Origin of the sequence: Desulforhopalus singaporensis (assembly GCF_900104445.1) — a bacterium.
Classification (GTDB): Bacteria; Desulfobacterota; Desulfobulbia; order Desulfobulbales; family Desulfocapsaceae; genus Desulforhopalus_A; species Desulforhopalus_A singaporensis.
On the sequence record NZ_FNJI01000004.1, the window covers coordinates 62745 to 80996 of the forward strand.

The 18252-nt window shown below is 51.9% G+C and carries 14 protein-coding genes; 9 read left to right on the forward strand and 5 right to left on the reverse strand.

The window, feature by feature from the left end:
* The first annotated feature begins 14 nt into the window (after window positions 1-14).
* A complete protein-coding gene (locus tag BLQ17_RS03420) occupies window positions 15-1517 on the forward strand; it encodes a sensor histidine kinase (protein ID WP_092219822.1) in 1503 nt (500 codons plus the stop codon).
* Between the two features lie 2 nt (window positions 1518-1519).
* Entirely contained in the window at window positions 1520-2893 is a 1374-nt protein-coding gene (locus tag BLQ17_RS03425; protein WP_092219823.1) for a sigma-54-dependent transcriptional regulator, read from the forward strand.
* Window positions 2894-2925: 32 nt separating this feature from the next.
* Here BLQ17_RS03425 and BLQ17_RS03430 read toward each other — a convergent pair whose 3' ends face one another.
* Window positions 2926-3828, reverse strand: a complete 903-nt coding sequence (locus BLQ17_RS03430; RefSeq protein WP_092219824.1) for a universal stress protein — start codon at window positions 3826-3828, stop codon at window positions 2926-2928.
* Window positions 3829-3862: 34 nt separating this feature from the next.
* Entirely contained in the window at window positions 3863-4666 is an 804-nt protein-coding gene (locus BLQ17_RS03435) for a universal stress protein (RefSeq protein WP_092219825.1), read from the reverse strand.
* Between the two features lie 635 nt (window positions 4667-5301).
* On the opposite strand from BLQ17_RS03435, the gene BLQ17_RS03440 reads away from it, so the two are divergent.
* The 4 genes from BLQ17_RS03440 (at window position 5302) to lon (ending at window position 9833) form a co-directional block, all read left to right on the forward strand.
* Window positions 5302-5640 carry a hypothetical protein gene (locus tag BLQ17_RS03440; RefSeq protein WP_092219826.1) on the forward strand — a complete coding sequence of 113 codons (339 nt, stop codon included), beginning with the start codon at window positions 5302-5304 and terminating at the stop codon, window positions 5638-5640.
* Window positions 5641-5681: 41 nt separating this feature from the next.
* Complete coding sequence (locus tag BLQ17_RS03445; RefSeq protein WP_245694973.1) at window positions 5682-7022, forward strand: sulfite exporter TauE/SafE family protein; 1341 nt, start codon at window positions 5682-5684, stop codon at window positions 7020-7022.
* 159 nt (window positions 7023-7181) lie between these two features.
* Window positions 7182-7460: a hypothetical protein gene (locus tag BLQ17_RS03450; RefSeq protein WP_143005427.1), complete on the forward strand. Its 279-nt coding sequence runs from the start codon at window positions 7182-7184 to the stop codon at window positions 7458-7460.
* A 348-nt stretch (window positions 7461-7808) separates the two neighbouring features.
* Complete coding sequence (lon, locus tag BLQ17_RS03455) at window positions 7809-9833, forward strand: endopeptidase La (RefSeq protein ID WP_092219829.1); 2025 nt, start codon at window positions 7809-7811, stop codon at window positions 9831-9833.
* 99 nt (window positions 9834-9932) lie between these two features.
* Here lon and BLQ17_RS03460 read toward each other — a convergent pair whose 3' ends face one another.
* Complete coding sequence (locus BLQ17_RS03460; RefSeq protein WP_092219830.1) at window positions 9933-10775, reverse strand: cytidylate kinase-like family protein; 843 nt, start codon at window positions 10773-10775, stop codon at window positions 9933-9935.
* A 466-nt stretch (window positions 10776-11241) separates the two neighbouring features.
* Entirely contained in the window at window positions 11242-11925 is a 684-nt protein-coding gene (locus BLQ17_RS03465) for a DUF6639 family protein (RefSeq protein WP_092219832.1), read from the reverse strand.
* Between the two features lie 500 nt (window positions 11926-12425).
* On the opposite strand from BLQ17_RS03465, the gene BLQ17_RS03470 reads away from it, so the two are divergent.
* From BLQ17_RS03470 to BLQ17_RS03480, 3 genes are all read left to right on the forward strand, one after another.
* On the forward strand, window positions 12426-13214 hold the full coding sequence (locus BLQ17_RS03470; protein ID WP_092219834.1) for a TIGR00266 family protein: 789 nt from the start codon (window positions 12426-12428) through the stop codon (window positions 13212-13214).
* Between the two features lie 237 nt (window positions 13215-13451).
* On the forward strand, window positions 13452-15239 hold the full coding sequence (locus tag BLQ17_RS03475) for an ArsB/NhaD family transporter (protein ID WP_092219836.1): 1788 nt from the start codon (window positions 13452-13454) through the stop codon (window positions 15237-15239).
* Between the two features lie 124 nt (window positions 15240-15363).
* Complete coding sequence (locus BLQ17_RS03480; protein WP_092219838.1) at window positions 15364-16314, forward strand: universal stress protein; 951 nt, start codon at window positions 15364-15366, stop codon at window positions 16312-16314.
* A gap of 33 nt (window positions 16315-16347) precedes the next feature.
* Here the strand turns inward: BLQ17_RS03480 and BLQ17_RS03485 are convergent, their stop codons facing one another.
* Window positions 16348-18195 (reverse strand): SLC13 family permease, encoded by a 1848-nt coding sequence (locus BLQ17_RS03485; protein WP_092219841.1) that lies wholly within the window; start codon window positions 18193-18195, stop codon window positions 16348-16350.
* Window positions 18196-18252 lie beyond the last annotated feature (57 nt).

An 18252-nucleotide genomic window follows, 5' to 3' on the forward strand; every position in this document is an offset into this window, starting at 1 on the left:
TAGTGCAGAATATTATGAAAAAATATCGTCTTCCTTCCCTGAGCCTGAGACGCAAGATAATCATAATTCTTTCCTGTTATGTCTTTGGGATACTGGTAATGACGATGGCCTCCCAGGAAGACCTGTACAAGGCCCAGGAAAAACTTGAGGTCGTCGAGCTGGCATACAGCCTTCACTCCATCATTCTTGAGGTGCGGCGGTATGAAAAAAACTTTCTTCTCTACGGGACGACGGAAGCCCTGAATGAAAATCATAAACAGCTCGATCTTGCCCTTGAAACGGTGGAAAACATCAAGACACAGGTTTCGCGGTTTAAGGCGTATCCCTTGCTGGTCGAGTTGAAAAAACAGATACTCTCGTACCAGGGTGCCATGAAGGCGTTTTCGACTGAGTTCGTGAGGATCTCTGAGTCGGGGCAGCGCGTCTTCCCGGGAAATGCGCGTTACCCCGGTGATGCGGTGGAGAATCTGCCGAAAAACGGCGAGATGGTGGATAATCTGCGTTTTGAGGGGCAGGAAATGACTGTAACCAGCGAGGAGCTGGTAAGTTTTGAACATCTGCAGATTCGTTCAATCCTGAACCAGTTGATCGAGCAGCTGCTGGTCTGGTCACTGGTGGCCATCACTATCGGTATTTTCATGCCCCTGATCATGTCCCTTAAAATATTCAAGCCGTTGCGGGTTATCAAGGCGGCGACCGAGGATATCGCAAGGGGGCGCTTCAGCAAGATAGAGGTCCTCAATACCCGGGATGAGATGCAGCAGGTGATGGAGGCGTTTAACACCATGGTCCATGAACTGGAACTGCGCCAGAACCAGCTGGTGCAGTCGCAGAAACTGTCGTCGATCGGTACCCTGACCGCCGGTATCGCTCACCAGCTGAACAACCCTCTCAATAATATCTCAACCTCCTGCCAGATTGCGCTCGATGATTTTGACGCCGGTGATCAGGCAATGATCAGGAAAATGCTCGGTAATATAGACCAGGAAACATGCAGGGCAAGGGACGTGGTCCAGGGGTTGCTGGAATTTTCCAGAACCAGGGACTTTGAGGTGGCGCCGGTCAACCTCCTGGAAGTCGTGAAGCGATCGCTCAGCCTGGTAAAAAGCCAGGTGCCGGCAAACGTTGTGTTGACTGTTGATATCTCCGAACACCTTGTCTTGCCGATGGACGCCCAGCGGGTACAGGAGGTGCTGCTGAATATGATCATCAATGCCGTTCAGGCGATCAGCGGCGAGGGGCAGGTGGCTATCAGCGCCTGGGAAAATCGGGATGGCAACGAGGCGATAATCGAGATCCGGGATAGTGGAGAAGGGATCCCTGAAGAGATTCAGGATCGTCTCTTCGATCCTTTTTATACCACCAAGGAGGAAGGCAAGGGAACCGGTCTTGGACTGTCGATTGCCTACGGCATCATTGAGAAACATCGGGGCCGGATAACCGTCGAAAGTTCTCCGGGACACGGGGCATCCTTCTCCATCCATCTGCCGTTAACTTCAACCCCTGAAAATGTTTGACGATGGAAGAGAGTGCGACAACCATACTTGTAGTCGACGACGAGGCGATTGCCCGTGACAATGTCGCCTATGTTCTCAAAAAAGAAGGGTACCATGTCTTGACCGCTGATGACGGCGAAAAGGCCATATCTCTTCTGGAACAGAAAGAAGTCGATCTCGTTCTCACCGATTTGCGGATGAAGAAACGTGATGGTATGGAAGTTCTCGATGCTGCCAAAAAAATATGGCCGGATACCGAGGTGGTCGTCATAACCGGCTATGCCACTGTGGATACGGCGGTTGAGGCAATGCGCAAGGGGGCGTATTACTATCTTGCAAAGCCGGTAAAAATGGATGAAATGCTGGCCCTGGTACAGAAGGCGCTGGAGAAAAGGGGGCTGCGCCGGGAAGTAAGCGAACTCCGAAGGAAAATTGCCGACAAGACCGGGGTGCTGAAAATCATAGGGCAGAGTCCCAAGACCAGGCTGCTGCGGGAAACTATTTCCCAGGTCGCCCAGCTCGATTGCAATGTTCTTATTCAGGGGGAGACCGGAACGGGCAAGGAGCTGGTCGCAAGGACAATCCATGAGCTCAGTCCCCGCAGAAAAAAGCGGTTTGTCGCATTCAACTGCGGTGTTTTCAGCGGTGAACTGATAGCAAGCGAACTCTTCGGTCATGAAAAGGGCGCTTTTACCGGAGCCAGCCAGGTGAAGAAGGGACTGCTGGAACTTGCCGAAGGAGGTACGGTTTTTTTCGACGAGGTGGGGGAGCTCTCTTTACCGATGCAGGTAAAACTGCTTCGGGTTATCCAGGAACGTACCCTGATGAGGGTCGGCGGAACCGAGGAAATCAAAATAGATATACGGATCCTGGCCGCCACCAACAAAGATCTCAAGCGGGAAGCGGAAGAGGGGGCTTTCAGGTCCGACCTTTTTTACCGGCTGGATGTGCTGACCATCCGTGTTCCGCCTCTTGGTGAGCGGCGGGAGGATATTCCGCTGCTGGCAAATCATTTCCTGAAAAAACATGCGCCTCCGGACTCGGTTGTGCCGAAACTCTCCCGTGAGGTGGTTCAGTATCTGCAACAGTATGAATATCCGGGCAATGTACGGGAGCTTGAGAATGTTGCCCAGCGTCTGCTGCTGCAGGCCGACGGGTGCAGCGTCATTGAAGCAGACCATCTGGTGGAAGATCTGCAGCAAAATGAAATTACGCCGTCCAGGATGGTGGCCAAGACCTGGCCCTCCCTGGAGGAACAGGAGAAAAACTATATCCTGGAAGTGCTCGATGAAGTTGAGGGAAATAAATCAAAGGCTGCGAGAATACTCGATATCGACAGGGTTTCACTGTGGCGCAAGATCAAGAGATACGGGCTTGACCGTCCTGAGGACGATTGATCGGTCCCAGCCAACAGTCGATCCCTCTGGTTTCAGCTGAAAAAAGAGAGAAACTCTCCGTTACTTGCGACACTGTTGTTCCCCTTGGCAACCAGCACCGGACAGTAGCAGGAAGAAGCAATGCTTTCGATCACCCCTTCCCAGAACATATCGAGCATTTTCGGCGCGGACTTGGCACCGACAATGATGAGGTTGATGTTTTTTTTCCGGGCGTAGTTGACCAGTCCTTTATCGGGAGTATCGCAGGTTATCTCGGTAAATACTGGAATTTCCTTTTGTTCAGCCTGGGAACAAAAGGATTGCAGACAGATGCGGGCCTGTTGTTCGGCCTCTTTCTGTACTGCGTAGCGGAGCGAGCGGTCGGGGGGGATGTCGATCACGTAGAGACCGTGCACTTCGCTGCGGTAACTTTCGGCAACTTCAAATGCGCGCTTGGCGGCTTCGGCGTTGGTTTGAGAACAGTTGACCCCGACAAGCACCTTGTTGAACTGGATCGCTGCTCCTTCCGGAACGAGCAGTACGTCACAGGGACCGTTCTGGGTAATCTCCGCCGTTGTCTGTCCAAGGAGCATCCTTGCCATCTGGTTCCTCTTGGCACAGCCCAGCAGGATGATGTTGGCCCGTTCTTTGAGCGCAACATCGACAATTTCATGACTGGGGTGCCCCATCCTGTGGATAGTGTGGACATCAAGACCAAGCGTCGTTGCGTAATCGGTCGCTTCTTCCAGGATCTTGCGAAATGGTTCGCTAAACTGCCGTTCGGCATTTTTTATGAAGAAGCGATTCATGTTCCCTTCATACTGCGGGGTTACTGAAACCAGAATGACTTTTGCCCGCATGGATGAACCCAGCACAAGTGCTTTTTTAAAGACCGAACGACCGGTGGCGGTAGTATCCATGGCGGCCAAAATAGTTTTTCTGGAATCTGCTGTCATGGTCAACTCTCTCAGGTAATGATTGGTTAGCTTCTCATCTTGCGGTGGTGCTTCTCTGTTTCATTGTACCTTTGTTGCTGCTGATCCGGCTCTCTTTTTTCGGTTCGGATTGGTCCGGGGCGTCCTGAATTCCAGATCTGAGCAGTGAGGATAAACTTTTGGCGAACCGGATCTGGATAATAAAAAAAAGACACGCGGAGCCAATGAGCAGAAACGAGTGGAGGCGCCCCTTGTTCCAGAATGTGCTTATCGCCTCGGGATACTTTATAATAGCTCCATAGGCAGCGATGGTCAGCGCGCCGAAAAACGCGGTCTGCAACCAGGCGCACATCCTGCTTCTTTTCTCCCCGTCCTGGCTGTTTTTGCCGGTTTTTAGATGGCTCCCAGTTTTATAACCGGCCCCGGCTCTGTTTACCGATAGTACATTGAAAACCGGAACCGGCGAACCGGATAGTGCGTTTTCCAGGTTGATGCCCTTATCTATTACCACAAATTCCACCCGCTTGACAATGTGGCAAAGGTTGTTGATTACCTTGTTTATTCTTCCCGTGTCCTGGACATAGTCGACATGTATGTTGCGAGGTTTTGCCTTTGCCCGGATCCGGGCGACACTTTGTTCGATTGACGCAGAGAACTGTTGCTGTTTCTCGACACTGTCCAGGAGGAGCGGCAGGGTGTTTACGAAAACTATCAGAAGTCTGCAGCCCAGCCGGGCCGCAACATTGACGCCATACTCCATTACCGGTTCGCTGAGCTTGCCGTTCCTGGTAACCACGAGGATTGCCGGGATTGACGATGCGGATGAGCTCCCGCCTGTCTGTATCTGTTCCGTTGTCATCTGCTCTGTGTTGTTGTCGTTGTTTGATCCTGACGCAGTTGTTGTGCTCCTCCTTACGTATTAATAGCAAGCAAATGTCGTTCCAGTTGGTGCTTGGTTTGTGTAACTGTTTAAAAATATAGTTGATACTGAAAACAGCGAAACCTGTTTTAGAGCGTGATTGTTGCAAGATGCAACAATAATAAATGGCGATCGTTGGGTGTTGGCTGGTCTATCGTTTGTCCCTGCAATCATCACTTTTCGCGTTTTGTAAAAATATCCTATTTATTCAATGTCTTGTGGCCAATGTCCGCCAGAGCTGTTCAAGCTGGACGCAACAATTGACCAACCTCTGTAAGCAGATAATGTATTGCAATATGCAACAGTTCGTGTGTTTTGCTGTTAAGGTATTGTTATTGCGTATTATTTACTGTTTGCGGATGAGAGTGTGTTGCAATGTGCAACAATTGCATGTCTGTGGTGTGTTGGTGTAACACTTCGTAATTAATGTGAAATTATATTTTTCGTATTGGCGCTGAATTTGCAAGATATAAAGCGAAGAGCAAAACGTTACATCCGGGCCGTGAAGTAGACGATTCGGAGCTAAAGGATAACAGAGTGATCTTAGAAATCTTTATAACTCAAAGGAGATTGACATGCAATCAAGTGAAGGTTATCAGGTCCAGCTCAACGTAAGGTCGGCCACCCGAAAGACCACCGGCAAAAAGGTAGATAAGGGTACCGGAACCGAGAGGGCGGTTCAGCGTGCGTACAGACCGAAGAAGCCGGTGGGGAAGATGGTTTTTTTCGGGGCTATTTCCGCAAGCGCTTATTATCTCCTTTTTTCCAATGAAGCATTGGTCACCAATACATACACCCTCGGGGGGTGGCATGCGCTGTTTCCTGTTCTGACAGCGTTCTTCTTCTCTTTCATCCATGGCGCTTTTGCCAGCAACTTTTTGAGTGTTTTGGGGCTTGAGGCAAAAAAACATTAAAAAAACGACTATTGCAAAAACGTTGGAAGGAGACGGAACAAATGAAAAAATATGTAATTATCCTGTTGATGTCGCTGTTGTCTGTCGCGGTTCTGCAAAACGCTTATGCGGGCGGTCCTCCGCCGAAAAATGTGCTGAAGGGTGTCTTTACCTCAATTGATTACCAGGCGAAAACGGTGACAATAAAGCCTGACGGGAAGGATACGCTCCGAACCCTGACCATTGGCAGTGATATAAAGGCGGAAGATATCGTCCTTGACAAGAAAGTGCTGGTGAGTCTTGATCCTCACGCCGGGCCCAACGTGATCAAGGATGTATCCGTGATGTTCATGGATATGACGGTCGTGAAGATATTTGCATTTCTGGCGATCGGCCTTATCGGGGGGCTGCTTTCCGGGTTTATTGGTTCCGGCGGCGCTTTTGTTCTCACCCCGGCGATGATGTCTCTGGGGGCACCCGGAGCGGTGGCTGTCGCCAGTAATATGTGCCATAAATTTCCCAAGGCCATGGTCGGTGCGTATAAACGCTGGAAATACGGCCAGGCCGATATCAAGCTTGGGCTGGTGATGGCGATCACCGCTATTATTGGCGTACAGATAGGAATCAAAATTCAGAAATTTATCCTCAACCATTGGGGAAATGCTGGATCAAATCTTTACGTAAGCGTCGTTTTCGTCCTTGTGCTGGTCCTGGTGGGCGCCTATGTACTGATGGACGCTTACAAGCTTGCCAAGGGAAAAAGTGAGGCTGAAACGTCACGTCTTGCACTTTCAATGCAGAAAATCAACATCTGGCCGATGATGGAGTTCAAGGTGGCCAAGGTACGCATCTCTGCCTGGATAACCGTACCTGTGGGGCTTTTTACCGGTATGCTTGCGGCCACCATTGCCGTCGGCGGCTTCATCGGTGTTCCCGGCATGATATATGTTGTGGGAGCATCCGCGCTTGTCGCCAGTGCCACGGAACTGGTGGTGGCTTTTATCATGGGAGCGTGGGGCTCCATTCAGTGGGGTATCTCAGGGCTTATCGATATTCGCATGACCCTTCTTATCCTGGCCGGTTCCTTGATCGGGGTTCAGCTGGGCGCTCTGGGTACTACCTACGTCAAGGATTATGTTATCAAGATAGTGATGGCGGCCGTGATGCTGATTGTCGCGGTTTCAAGGGGAGCAAAGGTGCCTGGCTATCTGGCTGATCTCAACCTGATTCCCCAGCTGGAAAAGACGTTTACCCTGGTCCTGAACGAGATCAGTTTCTGGGCCCTGATGACGGCGCTGGGGGTGGCTGGAATAATTATCTCGGTGGCGATGATCAAGGGAATGATCCAGGCACGCAACGAAGAACAAGGGATAGGTTCTGCCAAGGCGGTAAAACACGGGTAAAACGGTGTGCCGGCAGCGCTATCTCTTCAAGAGCCTGGTTGGCTCAATTTGGTATCTGATTTTTTCAATACACCACGGTTATCTGTTGTTGAAATTACAGGAGCAGCAGACAGAAAAGATAAAGTGTTGGAAAAAAATATAGCCAGGGGGGTAGATCATATGGAATCTGGAACTTTTTTCGCAATACTTGTTATATCGGTCGGCGCTCTTCACCTTGTCTGGAGAGCAGCAGCATTCGCCGGAAAATATTTTACAAGGCAGCACGCAGACCGTACTCGCGCCAGGGAAAAAAACATCAAAAGAGATGACTGGTACGTGTTTTTTAATTGTTCCCAGCTGACGGGACCGGATGCAGACGACAAAAACAGTCGCCCGGACAACCGGCGCCGTGACCAGGTGCTGAAAAGCAAACGTCCTGCAGCCCGCATGCGTTGCTGACATGCGGGTGCTCCGGCCAGGTGATTGGCGCAAGACATAAAAGGAGATGAATCCTTGACAAGGTGCCGGAATTTTGTGCATTCTTAATGGAGTGGTTGCAGGAACAAACTGGAAGCAGAGTCATTTATGTCTCTGCTTTTTGTTTATCAACCACGTGCTGTGGTGGTATCTCTTTAAGTTGAAAACATATCCATTCAAGCGAAAGTACCGGCACCGACCATATTCCAGACAAACTCGGCCCAGAAAGAGGGCGCCGGATCAGAAAAAGGTGTGTTTTCTGTCGGTAAGCCATGAGGCCAAAACAGTGGTCTGGCAGGGCGTTCGTATATAACCAAAGGACGGTAGACTATGTTTTTCAAAAGAAACTCCAAACCGATAGAGGAAGAGATCGAGCAGAAGAGCGAAGAGTCCCCTCTTGAAAAAATGCGTCAACAGGTAAAAAGCGCCAAGCTGCCCGGCCACGCCTATGATGCCGCTGTCAAGGAGCTTGATAAACTTGAAAAGTCTGATCCTTCGGTGGCCGAGTATGCAATCGGTCTGAACTATGTTGAGCTGCTCGTCTCCCTGCCGTGGAATATCTCCACCAAGAGCCACCTGGAGCTGGGGCGGGCCAAATCAATTCTTGACAGCAGGCATTCGGGCCTTGACCAGGTAAAGCAGCGTATTCTTGAGTTCCTTGCCGCCAAAACCCTTCGCCAGTCGGTAAAAGCAAATATCCTGATTGTCGATGACGAGGAAATAGCCAGGAACAACATGAATCATGTTCTGTGCAAGGACGGCTTTTCCTGTGAATGTGCGGAAAACGGGATTGCCGCGCTGAAAATTCTTGGTGCCAGCGATATTGATCTCATCATCAGCGATCTCAAGATGGAGGGTATGGACGGTTATGAACTGCTTGCCGAGGTGAACCGCAGTTACCCGGAAATACCGGTGATCATGGTAACCGGGTTTGCGTCGGTCAATTCGGCTGTGCAGGCGATGAAAAGCGGTGCGGCTCATTATCTCAGCAAACCGGTGAACCTTAACGAATTGCGCAGAACGGTCGCCGAAGTTCTCGACCAGAAGAATCTCGCCGAGATGGGCCGGGGGCCTATCCTCTGCTTTACCGGTCCCCCGGGAACGGGCAAGACATCGGTAGGACAGGCCATTGCCGAAGCCCTGCAGTTCAGTTTTATCAGGATGTCGCTGGCCGGCCTTCGTGATGAGGCCGAGTTGCGGGGGCATAGAAGAACCTATGTCGGGGCGATGCCGGGCCGCATTATCATGGAGCTCAAAAGGGCCGGGGTGAATAATCCTGTCATGATGCTCGATGAAATTGACAAAATAGGTCAGGATTTCCGCGGTGATCCGGCATCTGTCATGCTGGAGGTGCTCGATCCGGAACAAAATGTCAAGTTCACCGATTATTACCTCGATATCCCGTTCAATCTCTCCAACATAATGTTTATCGCCACTGCCAACGATATCAGCAGGTTGCCGGGCCCGTTGCGGGACCGGATGGAGGTGATAGAATTCAGCGGCTATACCGCGCGGGAAAAATGCAGGATTGCCGAAAAATTCATCATTCCCAGGCAGCTTAAGGGGGTCGGGCTCCAGAGAGAGGGGATAAGTTTTGAACCCGGTGCCGTCGGCCGGATCATCACGGAATATACCAGGGAGTCCGGACTTCGTAACCTGGAACGTGAGATTGCCACCGTCTGCCGCAAGATGGCCCTGTTGCATCTGAGTGACGTCAGTAGAAAAGCAGCCCCAAAGACAATCGAAGCGGACGATATCCCTGGTTTTCTAGGTCCCCGACGGTATGTCTCCAGTGTCGGATCCCGCAAGCCGGCCATTGGAATTACCACGGGCCTGGTGTGGACTGAGACCGGAGGGGAAATCATCAACGTGGAGGCGGTGGCAATGAAAGGGACGGGACATCTTATGCTGACGGGTTCCCTTGGCGATATCCTGAGGGAGTCGGCGCAGGCGGCTCTCAGCTTTATCCGCAGCCGGGCCGATGAATACAGGATAGATGATCACCTGTTCAGTGAGCAGGATATTCATGTTCATTTTCCCGCGGGGGCTATCTCCAAGGACGGTCCGTCCGCGGGGGTGACCATTTTTGTTGCTCTGCTGTCGCTGCTCACCGGGCGACCGTTTCGCAGCGATGTGGCCATGACCGGTGAAATGACTCTCAGCGGTCAGATTCTTGCGGTAAGCGGGATAAAGGAAAAACTGCTGGCTGCCCAACGGGCCGGCATCAAGGTTGTTGTGATACCGCAGCAGAATAAAGAGGAACTGGAGGTCCTGCCGGCCGATGTGACCGCAGGACTTGAGGTCATATTAATCGACAATGGCAATGATGCGGTCCCCCACGTGTTCACGAGCTGAGGCCGGACGGTTGCAGCGTGTCTCAATGTTCCTGTCCGATGTCGCCGCAGCCTGGCAAGTGCTGCGGCGATAGGAGCGCACCCTGATTCAGACGATGGGCTAACGCAGATCGATATTGTGGAACGGGTTGATGTGATCCTTTTTGGGCTTGAGCGGCCTGGTGTAGACAAGATCCTTGATGCCGTATTTGTTGATGAGCCTTTTGGCAGTCTTCTCACGCAGATCCTTATCATGGCGCAGGCTGCCCTCGACGTTGCCGACCGATACCACACCGTCTTTTATCCGTACAGTGGCCTTGGGTGAATAGTTTACTATTACCGCATGGATGTTGGCCAGCAGAGCTCTTTCCTTGAGCATGGCGGTGGACTCCGGCGTCGCGTCAAAACGCCCGCTTTTTACCACTCCTTCCAGGATGTCGACGACATTGGTCACGTCAAGGGTGTCGATGTGCAGTACCAGGTCGTAGAGACTGCTGTCCCAGTTATCCTTGCCGTACAGGCTGAGTCCCCATCGCCGTCTCTCGTCGTCATCTTTTTTCAGGAGATAGCGCGCCTCTTCAGCCGAGGAGTTCTCCCGTTTCATCTCTTCGCGTATGCGGTCCTCCATGTTGGCGATAATACGTACTTTCATGGCGTGGGCAATCCCCTGCAGGAAAAAATGGCCGGAGAGACCGTGATACACGATATTGTCTTTTTCCATATACTTGAAAAAGGCCGACTGAAAATAGCTGATGTAGCGCTCCCGTCCGTGACTGAACCTGTCGAGAATGGACGGTGCGTCATGGAGCGCCTTGACAAGGCGTATCTCCGGGGTGGAAAATTCTTCGCATGTTTCCAGCAAGATATCTCTTGATGTACAGGCATATCCCAGTCTGTCGGCAAGGGCTTCGGCGACTTCCTTCCCGCGGCTGTAGGATCCTCTTGAGATAGTTATAATAGCCATATCTCCTCCTTGGAGGCTTGAATTACGAAAAAATCTGCCGGCAACACTCTCAGGAATGCAAAGAATCGGAAAAATGAATTTTCAGGATTTGTTCCGACAGAACGGCGCAGCGTGTTGTTCATAAAATAAGAGCAGCTTACCTTACATTAATCATCCATCTGAAACTGATGGGAAATGTGATAGTTTCTTAACTGTCTGTATAATTTCAAGATGCCTAAGCTCTGTCCCAAAGTCAATGCCAAAAAGGAAAATAATGAGAAATTGTCGCTCGTGGCATCCTGCATAAAACCTGACAGAAGCAGCGGTCATCTCTGTCTCGTCTTTAGAGGCGTCATACCCTTGGTACGGTCCGCACCGGTCCACAGGAGCAATTGACCCGTAAAATCTGCACTATTGTCGGTAATCACCCTGGAAGATGATGATATCTGCAAGAGATCCCTGACGGGCAAGATCTTTCTTTTATTTTTTATGGGACATAGATGTAGAACCACTTCGCTGTCAAGAGCAGATCAATAAAGTTTCGCGGGTCATCCATGGAGGTAAGATGTTTATAGGATTTTACGGCAAAACGGCCGGGCTCCAGCGCCAGATAGATATCACTGATCGCATCCCCCGGCATCCAGCCTGGTTCATTGTGTGTTGTGATCACCCTGTTTCTCCTGTCCTCAGGCAGTGACAAGAGCTGAATGGCATGGGCCAGATATTCCTGAGGAGCGGGACCCGGCGCATCTGCCGTTGAATGATGGTGGAATACCGCATGGGTAATCTCATGGACAATAACACCGGAATAATGAATAACATCGAACTGTTCATCATACATGGTGGGGTTGGTGTAATGGTAAAAAATTGACTGGTAAGACATAACCCGTATCCGATCCCTTTTGCTGTCATAGCTTCCAAACGCCTTATAGCCAAGATGGTCAATTTCCTGATCGATTACCTCAACACATATTTGTCTCTTAGGCGATAATCCATATTGGGCCAGTATGGTAAGGGCATGCGCAGATGCCTCGCAGATCACGGCTGCAGCCTGTTCGTCTGCAAAAAGAACACTGATTATGAATTGGTTAGGGCAGGGGCTTGCAATAGTTTCCGGTACGAAAAAGACGAGATGAACAAAGAGTAAGAAAACGGCAACTGGCTGACACATTTGCGCCTCCCTGGTGAGGGGAATGGAAAACTACTGTCAAATATATCGTAACAGTAATTACTTTTGCCTGCTTGTCAGTAACTGCCGTTTAAGGGTTCACTATCATTGGTTGCAAGAGCGGGCAAGGTACCAATTACCAGGCGAAGCGATAGTTGCGGCAAGGTTATCCGGCAAGGGTCCGGGGGAGTTACCCTTGGCAGACCAAGTCTCCCATGGTTAAATGACAGCAACAGCAGTAAAGCTGTTCTTATGGAATACGGTGACCGATAGCCCTAAATGGCAGGAAGGTGAATTGGCTGAAAATTCAAGGTAGCTGCCGGGGGCAGGCCTGTCATCTGTACTTGGCATACCTGCAGCGAGGATAAGATGGTTGCTCTTTTTAGAAAGAGTTTCACGCAAGATTCACCCAAGTCTGTTGCCGGACGCCCGGGCAGTGGTGTGTTGTGAGAGATCACCACCTGGGCGTGGCAAATCCCTAACGTTAAATCCTGGAGGAATGTATGAGATGTCATGAGGTCGATTATGAAATATTCGGCGATGATATGCAAACCGTTGAGGTGGAGCTCGATCCGGGTGAAACCGTCATTGCCGAAGCCGGCGCCATGAATTGGATGGATGATGGAATCGTCTTTGAGGCCAAGATGGGAGATGGATCGCGGCCGGACAAGGGATTCATGAGCAAATTGTTGGATGTCGGCAAACGAGCCATCAGTGGAGAATCCCTTTTCATGACCCATTTTACCAACCAGGGCCAGGGAAAAAAAAGGGTGGCATTCAGTGCCCCCTACCCTGGAAAAATTATTCCAGTGGATATGGCGAGAATCGGTGGGGAGCTTATCTGCCAGAAGGATGCGTTTCTCTGCGCAGCCCTTGGTACCAGGGTCACCATATCTTTCAGCAAAAAGCTGGGAGCCGGCTTTTTCGGTGGAGAAGGTTTTATACTCCAGCGGTTGCTGGGCAATGGCATGACATTTCTTCATGGTGGCGGCACTATTATGGAAAAGCAGCTCAACGGGGAGACCATCAGGGTGGATACCGGATGTATTGTCGGGTTCAGCCCGACCATTGATTACGATATTCAAAGAGCCGGCAATCTCAAATCCATGTTTTTTGGCGGGGAGGGATTGTTTCTGGCAACCCTGAGCGGCCATGGAACGGTTTACCTCCAGAGCCTGCCTTTTTCACGGATGGCGGACCGGATAATCCAGCATGCACCGTCGGCGGGCGGCAGCAGTAAGGGGGAAGGCTCTGTACTCGGCGGACTTGGCAGGGTGCTCGACGGTGATTGATGGTGCGGCGCAAAAGAAGAAGGTCGGGGACCGCATTTTCCCGGTCAACCGTGCCTGGTTTTCCCGCTTGATCCAATAGCCGGGCCAATAGCTTGTCGTTTTTTTTATGAAAAATATTTTAGGTAAGATCTTTACACCTGCCCGTTAAGGTGGAATACTGAGCTGGACCTCCTGACAATGAGGTGTGGTTGCTGCTGGTTGCGGTAAGTGTTTTCAGGTAACGATAAGGGGTCGGTTATGCCTTTGAAAAACGGATATAAAACGGTTTGTTCCGGTCGTTGCGTTGTGTTGTTGACGGTTTTGTTTTTATCTCTTTATCCTTCGGCTCTTTTTGCCCAGTCGGCAAAAGGCACCACTCCCTCCGAGCCTGTGTCCCTTGAGGTTCTGGGCACCGTTCTCGATTCTCACGGCAGAGGCGTTGCAAACGCCGCCCTTGAGGTTTTTTTAAACGGACAGTCCCTGGAAGATCCCGCCGGTGCAGGGTCTGTCAGGGAGGGCGGGAAAATTCTGACCAAGGAAGACGGGACATACCATGCCAGTTTCCTGCTCGGTGAAGAGTTGCTGGATCCTGAAAATGTGCTGGAAATTACAGCCCACAAACCCAGCTTCGCCGATAACAGCTATATCCTCGAACAGCATGAACTGACGACGGCGGGGAAAAATGTGATCGCCATGGCCGAAATCAGGATGAAGCGGGACGCGGGACCGGCATTCTGGCTGGCGACCATTGTCTTTGTCCTGGCGTATATTCTCATCTCTTTCGAGCTGCTGCACAGGACCGTTGCCGCAATGCTCGGGGCGTCGATCATGCTTGTGGTATCGTACACCCTGGGGACCTTGAATCCGAAATACCACATCCTCTCCTATGAAAGAGCGATAGAGGCAATCGACATGAACGTTATTTTCCTGCTTATGGGGATGATGATCATCGTCGGGATACTCAAGCATACCGGGATTTTTCAGTGGTGTGCCTATAAATGTTATCAGCTTGCCCGGGGTAAAATTCTGTTGCTGGCGATAATATTGATGAGCTTTACCGCCGTGGCCTCCGCTTTTCTCGACAACGTTACCACGATGCTGCTCCTTACTCCGGTCACCATCGAGATCGCCGTCTCCTTGCGAATCGCACCGGCGGCGCTGCTTATCCCCGAGATTCTCGCTTCAAATATCGGCGGAACCGCCACCCTTATCGGCGACCCGCCCAATATAATGATCGGCTCCTATGCCGGGCTGAGCTTTGTCGAATTTGTCGTGAACCTGGCGCCGGTCTGCGTCGTCGCGCTGGTTTTTCTGTTCGTATATACAAAAATTGTTTTCGCCAAGGATTATAAAAAGGCAAATATTGACGATATTAAGGGGTTCACAGAGAGCCTTAGGGCGGAGTACAGGATAACTGACCGGACATTGCTCGGTTTCGGGCTGCTGGTGATGGCCATAGTGGTTGCTTTTTTCCTGACCCACAGCGTCTGGCATATGGAAGTCAGCGTAGCCGCACTGTTTGGAGCATCGCTATTGTTTACATTCGGGCTTGTCACCAATAGAATAAACCTGCTGGAGCTCATTGAAAAGGATATCGAGTGGACGACACTGCTCTTTTTCATGTTTCTGTTTATCCTTGTGGCGGGGGTGGAAGAGACCGGACTGCTCGATATCGTGGCCGACTGGGTGCGCAGTCTGGCCGGTGGCAACCTGGTAATGTCCATCTGTCTCATTCTGTGGGTGTCGGCCATTATGAGCGCTTTTGTCGACAACATCCCCTTCACCGCCACCATGCTGCCCATAGTCGCCTATCTGACCCAGGTCATCCCCGGAGCCGAGAACGGGGTCTTGTGGTGGGCGCTGGCTTTTGGCGCCTGTTTCGGTGGTAACGGCACCATGATCGGCGCCAGTGCCAATGTGGTTACGCTGGGGATCGCCGAATCTGCCGGTTTTCCTGTTCGTTTTTTTGCATTCATGAAGGTGGCGTTTCTGTATATGATAATAAGTGTGGCCATAGCCAATGTCTGGTTGCTGATGTTCTACTAACACCTATTGTAAAGTAAAGACGTGTTGCAGGAAGCCACTGGTGCTGTGATTGTTCTCCCGGTGGGGGTATTGCCGGCGGGTTGTATGCGCAGAGGCTTGTCCTGACAAACGAAGGAGCCCAGCCATGAAAGACGTAACGATTTCTCCTCTTAGCCGATTGCTTATTCCGGTGAAAAACATTGATCTTTTCAGGAATACCCTGCCTTTCCTGGAGATGGCGGCCCGAATCATGAAGGAAGACCTGGAACGGATCGATCTGCTCCATGTGGTGGGCGGATCTTTTTTAACCGAGCATCTTAACAACATCGATATCCGCGCCGGTCATGTTCTGTCGTCGGAGGTCATGCAGCGTCTGCGCGACAGGCACCATCAGGAGCTTGTCAGGCCTCTGCTCGCCGACATCCAGGCCCTTCTCGACAGCAGCAAGGTTACGCTGCGCGGCAAGATACGGGTAGAGGATGGTGACCCGGTAAAAAAACTCTGTTCGGTCTGCGAAGACGAACACTATTCCACCCTGGTCGTTTCCCGCAGAAAAAAAGATGAAGGTTCGGAGATGGATACCGTGGTGAGCGGAGTGCTGCACCATTATCTTAACGCCTCGGTATATGTCATCGGTGAAAACGGGTTCCCGGCGGGGCGGTCACCGGCCGCCCGTATCATGATAGGAGTTGACGGCTCCCAGGCGAGTCATAGAGCGGTGCGGGAGGCTGCCCTGCTGTTGAGCCGTGCTGCAAGTGAGGTCGAGGAGGTCGCCCTGGTGAACGTCAGGGATCCGTCCTGTTTTTTTGACGACAGCGGTACCAACTGTCAGGAAGCCAGCGAAACCGGATTCAATTGTATCAGGGACGCAGAACGGGTCCTCGTTGAGGCGGGGGTCGACGCCGCGAAAATAGTTCCCATGCTCCTGTTCGGTAGACCCGGGGAAACCCTTACCACCTATGCCTCCTCGTTTGACGCAACCATCTGTTTTATCGGCAGACGGGATCGATCCAACATTGCCAGGGTCCTTCTCGGGTCGGTTTGCGGCGACATGATCAATCACTGTCGGAAAACAACCCTGGCGCTGGTGAGCTGACCGCCTGTATCACGGTGGCCGCGCTGCACCGGGTCAAAGGCCGAAAAAAAACTTCATCGATCCAAGGAGCACGACGGTGTACAGCGCCGATATGACGATGCCAGCCTTCATGTAGTCTTTGGTTCGGTAGCCGCCGGGCCGCATTATCAGGGCGTTCACCTGGTGGGTGGGGAGGATGAAGGTGTTTGATGCGGAGACCGCCACCACCAGTCCGGCCAATATCGGGTCTGTACCTATGGTTGCCGACATGTTCATGGCCAGGGGGACCATGAGGACAACCGCCCCCACGTTTGAGGCAACAAGCGCAAAGAAGGCCGTCAGCAGGGAGATGACAAGCATCAGGATTAATGGCGTCGGTTCTCCGACGGCCGCCAGCGTTCTGTTGGCGATAAATGCTGCGGCCCCTGTCGATTCAAACGCCGTACCCAGCGGGATGAGGCCGGAAAGCAGAAAGACCGTCCTCCAGTCCACCGCTTCGTAGGCGCGGTCGGCGGGAATAATTCTGGTGACGATCATGCCCAGCGCTCCGGTGAGAAGGGCGATGGAGAGTTTGACCTCAAACACCAGGGCCAGGGTCAGCGCCATCAGGAGGAAAAAGATGGCGCAGCGGGTACGCTCCGGTTTCAGTTCCTCTCCCTGGATGTCGTGGACAAAGGCGATATCCATCTGGTTGGCCAGCAGCCGGAACTGCTTCCAGCGTCCCTGCATGAGAATGGTGTCCCCCTGTTCCAGTTGGGTCACGTTTATCCTGTCCATGATGATCTGGTCGCGGCGGACGATGGCAAGGGGGTTTACCTGGTAGAGGCCGCGGAACTGCAGTTCCTCCATGGTGTGCTGGCTGAGGTTGGAGTGGGGGATGACTACTCCTTCGATAACCCCTGACTCGTCGGGATAATTTTCTTCGGCGAACACTTCATGCTCGGGCTTGATCACCCAGCCCTGTTCGTCGGACAACCTCTGGATGTTTTTCTCGGCGCTTATCACCCACAGGGAGTCGCCCGCCTCAATCAGTGAATCCTTGGTGGGGGCAAATTCCTTTTCATACCCCTCCTTTTTGGCGATGCCGACAACCGTGACATGATATTTAGGCCTTATCTTGAGTTCTTCCAAGGTGAGGCTCGGGTAATAGGCGGGGACTTTCAGCTCGTAACTGTGGCCCACCTCTTCGCCGTAAATGTCGGTCAGCCGCTTGTCCATGCAGTCCTCGTCCAGGCTGCATACGTCAAGGGGCAGAAGCCTTTTGCCAAATAACACAAAATAGAAGACCGCGACCACCAGCAGGGCGATTCCCACCGGGGTGACGGAGAACAGGGTGAGGGGGACAAACTCCTTGTTGTTGGTCGCCTCGATATTGTTCTGCCACCACCCCTGCATCAGGTCGTTGAGCATAATCAGCGGACTGGAACCGACCAGGGTGAGGCAGCCGCCTATGATGGCGCAGAATCCCATGGGCATGAGAATCTTACTCGCGGAAAAGTTCAGCTGCCTGCTGATACGCATGGTAGCCGGCATAAACAGGGCAGCCGCGCCGATATTCTGCATAAAACTTGAAATAACCGCCACGGTGATCGAGATGGTGGCCAGGATTCTGTTTTCACTCCGGCCCGCCACCTTGATGATCTGGGCGGCGACCACGTTCATAATGCCGGTTTTGTTCAACCCGGCACCGATGATCATGACTGCGATTATCGATACCACGGCATTGGAGCTGAGGCCGGCGATTGCCTGCTCGGCGGTGAGAACTCCGGTGAGAGGCAGCAGGGTCATCATCAAAAGTCCCACGAGGTCCACTCGCAGCAGGTCGGTTATGAAAAGGAATATAGCCAGCGAAAGAAGACAGAATACGATGATCATATCTGTCGTGACAACCATCGGTTCCATAGAGCAGCTCCCCTGTGGTTTGTTGTTTTTTTAAGGAAATCCGGTCCATCGCTTCCT